The organism is Steroidobacter sp. (assembly GCF_016790065.1).
Lineage (GTDB): Bacteria > Pseudomonadota > Gammaproteobacteria > Steroidobacterales > Steroidobacteraceae > Steroidobacter.
Genome location: NZ_JAEUPY010000440.1, coordinates 1 through 12783, shown reverse-complemented (window position 1 = coordinate 12783; position 12783 = coordinate 1). Strand labels below are relative to the sequence as shown.

The following is a 12783-nucleotide window of genomic DNA, read 5'->3' as shown; positions in this document are numbered from 1 at the left end:
CCGGATTGTTCTTGGTACGACGCTGCAGCACCTGCACCGTGCGACGGATCTCATCGTCGCGGCCGATCACGGGATCGAGCTTGCCCTGCTCGGCACGCTCGGTGAGATCGACAGTGTATTTTTCCAGCGCCTGGCGGCTCTCTTCGGCGTTCGGGTCGGTGACCTTCTCGCCGCCACGCAACTCGTCGATGGCTTGTTCGATGGAGCCCTTCACGGCACCGGCGTTTCGCAGCACCGTACCGAGCTGACCTTTATCTTCCAACGCGGCGAGCACGAACAGCTCGCTGGAGATGAACTGGTCGCCGCGCTTTTGCGCGAGCTTGTCCATCACGTTGAGCATGCGGCCGAGTTCATTGGAAACGTGGACTTCGCCGCCGGTGCCTTCGACCTTGGGCAGCTTGTCCAGCGTCTCCCCCAGCTGCGAGCGCAGCAGGTTGACTTTCACACCGGCCTTGTCGAGCAGATGGCGCACGCTGCCGCCCTGCTGATCGAGCAGCGCGACCAGCAAGTGAGCCGGGTCGATGTATTGATTGTCGCGGCCCACGGCCAGCGACTGGGCATCGGCCAGGGCCTGCTGGAATTTGCTGGTGAATTTGTCCATTCGCATGTGAGTTGTTCCTGGGCGCACGCCTGCACTGGCGCCTCTTACCTTGCCAGCGATCTGGGGCAAACGATCCTAAATTCAACTGGTTCCCGGAAGAACCCACCCCCTGCCCCCTGCCGTGCACGGGAGGGGGAACCATTTTTTTATTTTTTTGGTAGGGAGAAAGAGGCCGCAGTCAGTGCGCCAGGCTGTGGCTGATGTAGATCACGGCCACGCCGAGCACTATGAACACCAGCTGCCAGGCGCCGGAGCCGGGATCGACCTTGCGATGCAGGCCGGGGATGAGGTCGGCGACGGCAATGTAAAGAAAGCTCGATGCCGCAATGGCAATCACATACGGCAGGATTTCCTGGACCTGGGCCATGGCGAAGTAGGCCACCACGCCGCCCAGCACCGAGGTGACGCTGGTCAGCAGATTGAGCGTCAGCGCCCGGAGCCGGCCCATGCCGCCGTTCAACAGGATGGCCAGATCACCGACTTCCTGCGGGATCTCGTGGGCGCAAACTGCCATCGCGGTGACGACGCCGAGATGCACGTCGGTCATGAAGGCGGCTGCGATCAGCACGCCGTCCAGCACGTTGTGGAAGCCATCGCCGATCAGGATCAGCATGGCCGACGCGCGGTCGCGATTCTGGTCGTGATTGTGATTATGGTTGTGGTTGTGGCCGTGATGATGACCGTGGCCGTGGTCGTGCGGCTCAGGGTTCACGTGCACTTCGCACACGTCGGCATGGCAATGCCGCCACAGCACCATCTTTTCCAGCACGAAGAACAACAACAGACCGCCCAGCAGAGTCAGGCCGATCTCGTGGGTATTGTCCACGCCGGCGGACTGGATGGCATGCGGCAACAGCCCCAGCAGCGCGGCGCTCAACAAAGCGCCGGTGGCAAAGCTCACCAGATGCGGAAGGACACGCGTGCGCACGCGATCCGGCACGACCAGAAATACCGAAGCCGCCAGCGCGCTCAGCACGCCGCCGATGGCGGTGAATAAAATGATCCAGCTGAGCAGATGCATGTAGTCGAGGGTTCAGGCCGACCGAGCCGGCACACACCGGCCCGCTAGGGGGCGCTGTTGGTTATGACGGGCAGCCTAGCATGCGTGTCAAGAGAGCCAGGCCAGGCTGGCCATGCGGCCGGTGCGGCTTGCGCGGCGATACGAAAAGAAACGTTTGTTATCGGCGAAGCATTCGAAGCCACCGCCGTACACGGCAGTGACGCCGAGGCGTGCCAGCTCGTTGCGGGCGAGTTGATACAAGTCGGCCTGCCACCGGCCGCGGGCGTTGACCTTGAACGCAGCGGCATTCTCGGCGGCGAGTTTCGAAAACGCTTCGTGGACTTCTTCGCCGACTTCGAAGGCGTTTTGTTCAATGGCCGGTCCGAGCCAGGCCAGCAGCTGCGCTGGAGGAACGCCGAGCGCTTTGATGGTCGCACCTAACACGCCGCCCGCAAGCCCTCGCCAGCCGGCGTGAGCGGCACCGACGCGCGTGCCCTGACGATCGCAGAACAGAACGGGCAAACAATCGGCGGTCATGACGACACAGACGGCGCCGGGACCGAATGCAGTCGAAGCGTCCGCCGCGGGCGGTGCCGGCGGCGCGGCATTGGCATCGACGACTTGAATGCCATGGACCTGATTCAACCAGGCGGGCTCGGCTGGCAAGCGAAGCGCAGCCCGAAGCAAGCGACGATTCTCGAGCACAGCCGCTGGCTCGTCGCCGACGTGCGAGCCCAGATTCAGGCTGCTGAACGCGCCTTCGCTAACACCGCCAGTGCGCAGTGTCGCAGCCGCTTTTACTTGCGGCGGAGCAGGCCAGTCGGGAGTAATCCATTCCGCCATAGACTCACTTCTTCCGTCCCGCCGCCGCTGCGGTGTCGCGCGCCAGAACGCCTAGCAACGCCTGAATATCCTCGGGCAGCGGCACTTCGTTCTCGACGAGCTTGCCGGTGACCGGGTGCTCGAACGCCAACCGAGCTGCATGCAACGCCTGCCGCTTGAAGCCGCGCAACGATTCGATCAACTCGGGCGACGCGCCCTTCGGCAACAACATGCGGCCGCCGTAAACCTTGTCGCCCACCAACGGATGGTGGACATGCATCATGTGAACGCGGATCTGATGCGTCCGGCCCGACTCCAATTTCAGGCGCACATGCGTGTGCCCGCGATAGCGAGTGACAACTCGATAGTGAGTCACCGCTTCTCGGCCATCTTCGCGCACGGCCATTTTCAAACGGTCCACGGGATGACGACCTATCGGCGCATCGACCACGCCGCCGCCGGTCATCACGCCGACGCAAACAGCCTCGTACTCACGTTCCACCTCGCGCGCCTCGATGGCACGAACCAACGCTGTATGAGCTTCGACCGTGCGAGCCACCACCATTAACCCGCTGGTGTCCTTGTCGAGGCGGTGGACGATGCCGGCGCGGGGCACCTGCGCCAGCTTGGCGTCGAAATGCAGCAACGCATTCTGCAAAGTCCCGGCGGCATTGCCGGCGCCCGGGTGCACCACCAGACCGGCCGGCTTGTGGATCACCAGCACCTGCTTGTCCTGGTGCACGATGTTCAGCTCGATTTGCTCGGCCTGGACATTGACGGCATCCGGCAAGGTGGCACGGATCTCGACGTGCTCCCCGCCCAGGACCTTGTCCTTGGGGCGCAGCTGGGTGCCGTTCACCAGCACCTGGCCGGCGTCGATCCACTCCTTGATCCGGGTGCGGGAATAGCCATCGAGCAACTCGGCGAGCACCTGGTCGAGGCGCTGGCCGGCGTGTTCGAACGGAACGGTCAATTGGTGGTGGACGGCTTCAGACATCTTGGGGGGAACTATTGGGGGCAAATGGGGACAGATTTAATCTCTGTCCCCGCCACGGCGGTTGGATTTAGAATCCGTCCCCCGGTTGAGACGCCCTGAATGGGGACAGATTTCAAATCTGTCCCCGCCACGGCGGTCGCTTTACTTGCAAAGGGCCTGAATTCTCGCATGCGGATCCTCTTCTTGACCACGGCAGCGCTCTTGGCGCTGAGCCTCACCGGTTGCGGCAACAAGCCCCGTGAGCAAATCGGCAATGCCGACAAGCTGTACGAGATGGCCAAAAAGGCCTCGGATAACGGCAATTATCGCGACGCCACCCAGTATTACGAGCAGCTCGAGGCGCGCTTCCCGTTCACCAACGCCGCCCGCCAGGGCCAGTTGGACCTGATGTACGCCTACTACAAGAACCGCGAGCCGGAGGCGGCCATCGACCAGGCGGACCAGTTCATCCGCGAAAATCCCGCCCATCCGCGCGTCGATTACGCCTACTACATCAAGGGCCTGGTGCAGTTCGAGCGCAATCCGAACTTCCTGGAGCGCTGGTTCAAGGCCGACCTGTCGCAGCGTCCGCCCATCGATGCGCGCAAGTCGTTCCAGTCCTTCCAGACCCTGGTGCAGCGGTTCCCGAACAGCGAGTACTCCGAGGACGCCCGCCAGCGCATGATCTTCCTGCGCAACCGCCTGGCGTCGTATGAGGTGTACGTGGCCGGCCATTACCTGGAGCGCGGCGCCTATGTGGGTGCCATCAATCGCGCCAAGTACGCAGTCGAGAACTACGACGGCTCACCGCAGATCCGGCAGGCGCTGCAGATCATGGCGGAGTCGTATCGCCGCTTGGGCATGTCCGACCTGGCCGTGGACACCGAGAAGGTGTTGAGCGAGAACTACGCGAGCTTGAACCAGCAGGTCGAGCCCGAGCAGAAGAAAGAACATTGGTGGAAATTCTGGTAGCGCGCCGGCGCTACCCCGAAGCAAGGCCGCAGCTCGCGGCCTCGGCGTTTAGATCTTGCTCTTGTAGCCCGACGTAATCGGGTAACGCCAGTCGCGACCGAACGCTCGGGCGCTGATTCTGACGCCCGGCGGGGCCTGGCGACGTTTGTATTCATTCCGCTTCACCATCTCCAGCACCCGGCCCACGGTGGTGCGATCGAAGCCGCGCGCGGAGATTTCGTCCACCGACAGATTGTCTTCGATGAACAGCTCGAGAATGGCGTCGAGCACCGGATACTCGGGCAGCGAATCGGAATCTTTCTGGTCGTGACGCAACTCCGCGGTCGGCGGGCGTTCGATCACGCGCTCCGGAATCACTCGGCTGATGGAGTTGCGGTACTTGGCGAGCCGGTACACCAGCATCTTGTTGCAGTCTTTGATGGGCGCGAAACCGCCCGCCATGTCGCCGTACAAGGTGGCGTAACCCACCGCCATTTCGCTCTTGTTGCCGGTCGTGAGCACCATGCGGCCGGTCTTGTTGGAGATGGCCATCAACAGCAAGCCGCGGCTGCGCGCCTGAATGTTTTCTTCGGTGGTGTCGGGCTGGCGGCCGGCGAACACGTCTTTGAGTGCCTCCAGCGCCGTGGCGAACATGCCTTCGATGGAAATCACGTCGTAGCGAACGTTGAGGATTTTCGCTTCTTCCGCAGCGTCGTCCAGGCTCCATTGCGACGTGTAACGCGACGGCATCATCACCGCGCTCACCCGGTCAGCGCCGAGCGCATCGACGGCAATCGCCAGCGTCAGCGCTGAATCGATGCCACCGGACAATCCCAGCACGATGCCTGGGAAACGATGTTTGCTGACGTAATCACGCACGCCGAGCACCAGCGCGTTGTACACACTCGCCTCTTCCGACAGCGGCGGCTCGATGTGTGCGGGGCGCGGCACTACTTTGCCGTCGATCAGATCCACATCGACAGCAAACAACCCTTCGACGAACGGCGCGATGCGTTGGACGACTTCGCCCTGCGCATTCATGACGAACGAACCGCCGTCGAACACCAGCTCATCCTGACCGCCGAGCAAGTTCACATAGACGACTGGCAGACCGGTGTCTTTGACGCGCGCGCGAACCACTTCTTCGCGACGCTCTTGATAGCGCAGCGAATACGGCGAACCGTTGATGACCACGATCAGCTGCGCGCCGTGGGCTTTCGCGGCACGAGCGGGATTCGGTTCCCAGATGTCTTCGCAGATGACCAGCGCGACCCGAATGCCCTTGAGTTCGACGATGCAGGTGTCGCGGCCGTGTTTGAAATAACGCTTCTCGTCGAAGACGCTGTAGTTCGGCAGCTCTTGCTTGCGGTAATTAGCGACGGTCGCGCCGTCTCTGAGCACGGCCGCGGCGTTGTAGATGTCGTCGTCGACATACTCGGGATAGCCGGCGACCACCGTAATGCCGCTGGTTTCGTCGCGCACCCGATCCAGCGCCGTCTTCACCTGACGCCGCAAACCACTATGAAACAGCAAATCCTCGGGCGGATAGCCGCTGAGGCTCAACTCGGGAAACAGCACTAGATCGGCGTGCAGCTCGTCGCGCGCTTGCGCGGAGGTGTCGATCAGCCGCTGGGTGTTACCCGCAACGTCACCGACAAACAGGTTGAGCTGGGCGAGCGCGATACGGAGAGAGGCGGACATGGCCCTGATAATAGCGCTTGCGGAGGAAGGACAATCGATGGCCCGATTGTGCTCGCGGCGGCTGGAAACCGCCGCGAGCGTCGAACCTCAGTTACTTCTTACGCGCCGGCTTGGAGGCCTTCTTGGCCGGAGCCGACTTACCCTTAGCGGCGGCCTTGGCCGGAGCAGCTTTCTTGGCCGGAGCCTTTTTGGCAGCAGCAGCGGCCTTCACCGGCTTCTTCGCAGCAGGAGCCGCGACCTTGGCCTTGGCCGCGGACTTCTTGGCGGCCGCGCCAGCCTTGGCAGCCGGCTTTTTGGCCGCCGGGGCAGGCTTCTTGGCAGCAGGAGCCGCCTTCTTCGCAGGCAGCGCCACGACCTTGGCCTTCTTCTTCCCGCCTTTGGCGAGCTGCTCGATGATGGCCTTGCCGAGGTCGGCCGGACTCTTCACCGTGCGCACGCCAGCGCGCTCGAGCGCGGCAAACTTGTCAGCCGCGGTGCCCTTGCCGCCGGAGACGATGGCGCCAGCGTGGCCCATGCGCTTGCCAGCAGGCGCGGTGACGCCAGCGATGTACGACACGACCGGCTTGGAAACATTCTCGCGAATGAATTCAGCCGCCGCTTCTTCATCGGCACCGCCGATTTCGCCGACCATGATGATGCCTTCGGTCTTCGGGTCTTCTTCGAAGCGTGCCAGCACGTCGATGAAGTTCATGCCGCGCACCGGGTCGCCGCCGATACCGACGCAGGTGCTCTGGCCGAGCTTGGCGTTGGTGGTCTGGAACACGGCTTCGTACGTGAGCGTGCCGGAGCGCGACACGATGCCGATCTTGCCCGGCTTGTGAATGAAGCCCGGCATGATGCCGATCTTGCACTCGCCCGGGGTGATGATGCCGGGGCAGTTCGGGCCGATCAGCAGGCTGCCGTAAGCAGCCAGCGAGGCCTTCACCCGCACCATGTCGTTCACTGGAATACCCTCAGTGATGGCGACGATGAGTTCGATGCCGGCGTCAGCCGCTTCGATGATGGCGTCGGCGGCGAACGGTGCCGGCACGTAGATCATGCTGACGGTCGCGCCGGTCGCTTTCACAGCTTCGCGAGCGGTGTCGAACACCGGCAGGTTGAGGTGCTTTTCGCCACCGCGGCCCGGCGTCACGCCGCCGACCAACTTGGTGCCGTAAGCAATGCACTGCTCGGAATGGAACGTGCCTTGTTTGCCGGTGAAGCCCTGGCAAATAACGCGCGTGTTCTTGTTTACGAGAATAGACATGGTTAGTGCTGTATCTGTGTGCGGTTAAACGTTGGCGGGCGCGTTACTTGGCCTTGGCGGCGGCGACCACTTTCTTGGCCGCGTCCGTCAAATCGGCGGCCGGCGTGATCGCCAAACCGCTGTCGGCCAGGATCTTGCGACCCAGCTCGGCATTGGTGCCCTCGATGCGCACCACCACCGGCACGCTCACACCGACATCCTTCACCGCGTGAATGATGCCTTCGGCGATCATGTCGCAGCGGACGATGCCGCCGAAAATGTTCACCAGGATGGCTTCAACGTTCTTGTTCGAAAGGATCAGCTTGAACGCCTCGGTCACGCGCTCACGAGTCGCGCCACCGCCCACGTCCAGGAAGTTGGCCGGCGCGCCGCCATGCAGCTGCACCAGGTCCATGGTCGCCATGGCGAGGCCGGCGCCGTTCACCATGCACGCGATATTGCCGTCGAGCGACACGTAGTTCAGCTCGTGCTCGGCAGCGGCACGCTCCATCGCATCTTCCTGGCTGGCATCGCGCCACTTGGCGAGATCCTTCTGACGGAACAGCGCGTTGTCTTCGATGTTGATCTTGGCGTCCAGCGCCACCAGCTTGCCGTCGCCGGTCACGATCAGCGGATTCACTTCCAGCAGCGCGCAGTCCTTTTCCAGGTACAGCTTGTACAGCGCCTGCGCGATCTTGCCGAACTCGGCGATCTGATCGCCTTCCAGCTCCAGACCATAAGCGATGGCGCGCGCGTGCGACGGCATCAGGCCAGTGGCCGGATTGATGTTCACGCGGGTGATCTTCTCCGGCGTGTGTTCAGCAACTTCTTCGATGTCCATGCCGCCGGCGGCGGAGGCGATGAAGGCGATGTGGCCTTTATCGCGATTCAGCACCAGGCTGAGGTACAGCTCGCGCGCAATCTTCGAGCCCTGCTCGACGTACACCTGACGGATCGGCAGACCTTCGGGGCCGGTCTGGTGCGTGACCAGGCGCTGGCCGATCATGGCCTCGGCCGCCTTGTCGGCCGCTTCCGGCGAATCCACCAACTTGACGCCGCCGGCCTTGCCGCGGCCGCCAGCGTGAACCTGTGCCTTGACGACCCATTTCGATCCGCCAAGCTTGCGCGCTGCCTCAGCAGCTTCGCTGCCGGTGGCTGCGACGAGCCCCTTCGGGACCGGAATGCCGTAACTGGCGAACAATTCTTTGGACTGGTATTCGTGCAGGTTCATAGGGCTCGAGATCGCTAAATGAATCTAGAAGCTAGGCAACCGACCGCGCTAAACGCCGACCGGGTAAAATCGCGACGGTCTAAATAACGACAGTCAAAGGGCCGCGTATTCTGGAGGAATTCGGCCTGGATGCAAAGGCGAACACTGTAAATGTCGCAGCAGCCCTCGATCAAAGCCGCCGAATCGGCCGCTGAGCAGCGCCCGGATGGAGCTGCAGCCGCGTCTGCGGAATCCGCGTCGACCCCGCGTGGGCCGACACTTGCCGATATGGCCACTGAGCCGTCGGCCGCGCTGCCTTGGGGCTCATCTACCGAGCTGGCCTGGCGCGTGTTGGCGCTGGTCAATCTGTTTCGTCTACTGATTCCGCTGCTATTGATGGTGCTGTACTGGACGCTGCAGCCGCGCATGGTCGGCCAAGCGCATACGGAGATGTTCTTCATCACCGGCGCGGCCTATTTCCTGTTCGCCGCGCTGTCGATCCCTAGCGTCAAGCGGCGTTGGCCCGATCTCCTGGTGCAAACCGCGTTCAACGTCGGCGTCGACGTACTCGCGATCTCGCTGCTCACCTACGCCAGCGGCGGCATGAACAGCGGCCTCGGCGCACTGCTGGTGCTCCCAATCGGTGCAGCCAGCTTTGTCGTCGGGCAGAGACTGGCACTGATGTTCGCGGCCGTGGCGGCCTTGGCCCTGCTGTTACAGCAAGCTTTCACCACACTGGCCGCGACCAGCGATCCCGCCGACTTCGCCTCCGCCGGCATCGTCGGTGCATTGATGTTCATCGTCACCCTCGGTGTCGGGCCACTCGCGCGCAATTTGCGGGAAAGCGAAGAACGCGTCCGTCAGCGCGAAGTCGACGTCGCCAATCTCGCCGAGTTGAACCAGTTCATCGTGCAACACTTGCGTGAGAGTATTTTGGTCGTGGATGACCACGACACGATTCGCCTGATCAACGAATCGGCGGCGTCCATGTTGGAAGGCAAAGGAGTGGCAGCCGGCACGCCGCTGGGCGAAGTGTCCCCGCGCTTGCTGTATCTACTCGATACCTGGCGTCGGCACTCTTACGACTGGCAGCTGAGCTCATTGTCGCTGCTCACCTCCGATGGCAGCAGCCTGGTTCAGCCGCACTTCGTGTCCCTGCGCAGCGGCGGCGGCGGCGGTCCGACCCTGATCTTCCTCGAAGACACCACGCTGATCGCCGAGCGCGTTCAGCAATCCAAGCTCGCGGCGCTCGGCCGTTTGAGCGCCAGCATCGCGCACGAGATCCGCAATCCCGTCGGTGCCATGAGCCACGCCGCGCAGTTGCTGGCCGAAGCGCCGCAGCTCACGACGCAGGAAAAGCGCCTGACCGACATCATCACCAAGAACGGCGAACGGGTCAGCTCCATCATCAACAACGTCTTGCAACTGTCACGCCGCGACTCGACCCGCCAGGAGCGCATCGAGCTCAACGGCTGGCTGGAAGACTTCATCGGCGAGTTCCGCCAGACCTCCCAGATTGACGCCAGCAAGCTGTACGTCACCACCACCGCACCGGAGCTGGAAGTGCGGGTCGACCCGTCGCATCTGCACCAGCTTATGTGGAATCTGTGCGAGAACGCACTGAAGTACGGCCGCAAGTTCGATTCCAATGACGCCATCGAGATCCGGACCGGCCGCATCGCCACCTCCGAGCGGCCCATGCTGGAAGTGCTGGATCGCGGTCCAGGCATCCAGCAACACGATGCCGAACGTATTTTCGAGCCGTTTTTCACGGCCGGTAAGGGTGGCACGGGCTTGGGATTGTTCATTGCCAGAGAGCTGGCTCAATGCAATCGCGCCGTGCTGATTTATGAACCCCGCCAAGGGGGTGGTAGTATTTTTCGTCTCGTGTTCGCCGATCCACAACGTTGGGAAACACAGTGAAGAAGCCCCGCGCGCTCGTCGTGGATGACGAGCCGGATATCCGCGAGCTGCTGAGCATCACGCTCGAGAGAATGAACCTCGAGGTGAGTTCGGCGGACACGATTGCCGCAGCCACACGTGAGCTGCGCGCCACTCCGTTCGATTTGTGCTTGACCGACATGCGCCTGCCCGATGGCGACGGACTGAGCCTGGTCGAGTGGATCCAGACCCATAAGCCGCAGACGCCAGTCGCGGTCATCACCGCGCATGGCAATGTCGAAACGGCGGTGCGAGCGCTCAAGCTCGGTGCCTTCGATTTCATTTCCAAGCCGGTCGACGTGGCCGCCCTGCGCAAGCTGATCCACGCCACACTCAAGCTCGGCGAGAACATCGAGAGCACGATTCAGCTGCCGCAAGTGAAATTGCTCGGCGGCTCGCGCGCGATGGAGCAGTTGCGCGAAATGATCGAGCGCGTGGCTCGTAGCCAAGCGCCGGTGCACATCTATGGCGAATCCGGCACCGGTAAAGAACTGGTCGCGCATTTGATTCACGAAGCCGGCCCGCGACGCGACGGCCCGTTCGTGCCCGTGAACTGCGGTGCCATTCCGACCGAGTTGATGGAAAGCGAGCTGTTCGGCCATCGCAAAGGCAGCTTCACCGGCGCCATCGCCGACAAGCAGGGCCTGATCCAATCCGCCGAGGGCGGCACCTTGTTCCTGGACGAAATCGCCGACTTGCCGCTGCACATGCAGGTCAAGCTGTTGCGCGTGATCCAGGAAAAGAGCGTGCGACCGGTGGGCGAATCGCGTGAGCACCCCATCGACGTGCGCATCCTGTCGGCCACTCACAAGAACCTGTCGGCGCAAGTCGCGGAAGGCAAGTTTCGCGAGGACTTGTTCTATCGGGTCAACGTCATCGAAATCCGCGTGCCGCCGGTGCGCGAGCGCTTGGAAGACATCGATGAGCTGGTCGACTCGATCGTCACTCGCCTCGGCCGTCAGATCGGCAACCGCTCATTGCGCGTTACCGAGACGGCGTCGAAGGCGCTGCGCGAATATCACTTTCCGGGCAACGTTCGTGAGTTGGAAAACGTGCTGGAACGTGCCGCCACGTTGTGCGTGAACGGTGTGATCGACCTGAGCGACTTGCAGCTGCGGCCCAAAGTCGCGGCCACCGAAGTCGCGATTCCGAACAGCGTTGCTCCTGGCGAGCGCCTCGGCGATGCGCTGGAAGACATTGAGCGGGACGCCATCGTGCGCGCACTGGAACAGACCCGTTACAACAAGACCAAAGCAGCGCAGCTGCTGGGCATGACGTTCCGCTCGTTGCGTTATCGGATCAAGAAACTCGGCATCGAGTAAGTGGCTATGACTTCCACCCCCGCCACCTTCACTCCGGATGTAACGCAACGCACCGCCGCTGCCAACATCGCAGAGCTGTCGTCGCGCATCGCGGTGCTGATCCCTTGCTACAACGAAGCTGAAGCCATCGAAGGCGTCGTTAAAGATTTCGCCGCAGCGCTGCCGACGGCAACCATCTACGTTTACGACAACAACTCGACCGACGAAACCAAGGTGCGCGCTGCTCGCGCCGGCGCCATCGTTCGCACCGAAACCTTCCAGGGCAAGGGCAACGTCATGCGCCGCATGTTCGCGGACATCGAAGCGGAAGCGTACGTGCTGGTGGACGGTGACGGCACTTACGACGCCGCCAGCGCCGCAGTGATGGTCGATACTTTGCTCGCCAATTCGTTGGACATGGTCAACGGCTCGCGCGTGCCGGTATCGACACTGGCATTTCGGCCCGGCCACGTCTTCGGCAACAAGTTGCTGACCGGCACCGTCGCCGCCATCTTCGGCAATCGCATCAAGGACATGTTGTCGGGCTATCGCGTGTTCTCGCGTCGCTTCGTCAAATCCTTTCCGGCGCTGGCCAGCGGCTTCGAAACCGAAACCGAACTGACCGTGCATGCTCTGGAACTGCGGCTGCCGATTGCCGAGATTCAAACGCCTTATCGCGACCGCCCGCCCGGCTCGAAGAGCAAGCTCAATACCTTCCGCGATGGCTTCCGCATCCTGCGCACGATTGTTTATCTGGTGAAGGAAGAGCGGCCCATGCAGTTCTTCTCGCTGGTCGCGCTGGCACTGTTCGCCGCTTCGCTGATCCTGGGCTGGCCAGTGATCGCCACCTATATCGAAACCGGCCTGGTGCCGCGCTTGCCGACTGCCGTGTTGGCCGTGGGCACGATGATTTTGTCGGCGGTGAGTTTCATCGCCGGGCTGATTCTGGATACGGTGACGCTGAGTCGGCGTGAACTGAAACGGTTGCACTACCTGGGGCTGCAGGGACCGACGTTTCGGGAACGACGTCGCTCGTCATGAGCGGCAGCATCGAA

Annotated in this window: 10 protein-coding genes and 1 pseudogene; 4 read left to right on the top strand and 7 right to left on the bottom strand. The window is 62.5% G+C overall.

All coding sequences use genetic code 11. The features are described from left to right. The 4 genes from JNL55_RS18420 to rluD all read right to left on the bottom strand — a co-directional run. On the bottom strand, window positions 1–607 hold a 607-nt coding region (locus JNL55_RS18420; protein WP_293856852.1), incomplete at its 3' end, for a Clp protease N-terminal domain-containing protein. A 172-nt stretch (window positions 608–779) separates the two neighbouring features. After that, window positions 780–1622, bottom strand: a complete 843-nt coding sequence (locus tag JNL55_RS18415) for a ZIP family metal transporter (RefSeq protein ID WP_293856849.1) — start codon at window positions 1620–1622, stop codon at window positions 780–782. Between the two features lie 87 nt (window positions 1623–1709). Next, a complete protein-coding gene (pgeF, locus tag JNL55_RS18410; RefSeq protein WP_293856846.1) occupies window positions 1710–2444 on the bottom strand; it encodes a peptidoglycan editing factor PgeF in 735 nt (244 codons plus the stop codon). 4 nt (window positions 2445–2448) lie between these two features. Further along, the gene (gene rluD, locus JNL55_RS18405) at window positions 2449–3420 is read right to left on the bottom strand and encodes a 23S rRNA pseudouridine(1911/1915/1917) synthase RluD (RefSeq protein WP_293856843.1); all 972 of its coding nucleotides are present in this window, start codon (window positions 3418–3420) and stop codon (window positions 2449–2451) included. Between the two features lie 168 nt (window positions 3421–3588). Here rluD and JNL55_RS18400 point away from each other — a divergent pair, with 168 nt between their 5' ends. Further along, window positions 3589–4371: an outer membrane protein assembly factor BamD gene (locus JNL55_RS18400; protein WP_293856840.1), complete on the top strand. Its 783-nt coding sequence runs from the start codon at window positions 3589–3591 to the stop codon at window positions 4369–4371. Window positions 4372–4419: 48 nt separating this feature from the next. Here the strand turns inward: JNL55_RS18400 and JNL55_RS18395 are convergent, their stop codons facing one another. The 3 genes and pseudogenes from JNL55_RS18395 to sucC all read right to left on the bottom strand — a co-directional run bounded on the left by JNL55_RS18395 (window position 4420) and on the right by sucC (window position 8507). Next, complete coding sequence (locus JNL55_RS18395) at window positions 4420–6051, bottom strand: NAD+ synthase (protein WP_293856837.1); 1632 nt, start codon at window positions 6049–6051, stop codon at window positions 4420–4422. A 382-nt stretch (window positions 6052–6433) separates the two neighbouring features. After that, window positions 6434–7297: pseudogene (gene sucD, locus JNL55_RS18390) on the bottom strand (succinate--CoA ligase subunit alpha); the annotation flags it as partial. Window positions 7298–7340: 43 nt separating this feature from the next. Next, window positions 7341–8507 carry an ADP-forming succinate--CoA ligase subunit beta gene (sucC, locus tag JNL55_RS18385; protein WP_293856831.1) on the bottom strand — a complete coding sequence of 389 codons (1167 nt, stop codon included), beginning with the start codon at window positions 8505–8507 and terminating at the stop codon, window positions 7341–7343. Window positions 8508–8657: 150 nt separating this feature from the next. On the opposite strand from sucC, the gene JNL55_RS18380 reads away from it, so the two are divergent. From JNL55_RS18380 to JNL55_RS18370, 3 genes are read left to right on the top strand one after another with little or no spacing between them, the layout of a single operon-like run. Beyond that, the gene (locus JNL55_RS18380; RefSeq protein ID WP_293856828.1) at window positions 8658–10409 is read left to right on the top strand and encodes a sensor histidine kinase; all 1752 of its coding nucleotides are present in this window, start codon (window positions 8658–8660) and stop codon (window positions 10407–10409) included. Beyond that, complete coding sequence (locus JNL55_RS18375; RefSeq protein ID WP_293856825.1) at window positions 10406–11749, top strand: sigma-54-dependent transcriptional regulator; 1344 nt, start codon at window positions 10406–10408, stop codon at window positions 11747–11749. The genes JNL55_RS18380 and JNL55_RS18375 overlap by 4 nt, the downstream gene beginning before the upstream one ends. Before the next feature lie 6 nt (window positions 11750–11755). Next, entirely contained in the window at window positions 11756–12769 is a 1014-nt protein-coding gene (locus JNL55_RS18370) for a glycosyltransferase (protein WP_293856822.1), read from the top strand. Window positions 12770–12783 lie beyond the last annotated feature (14 nt).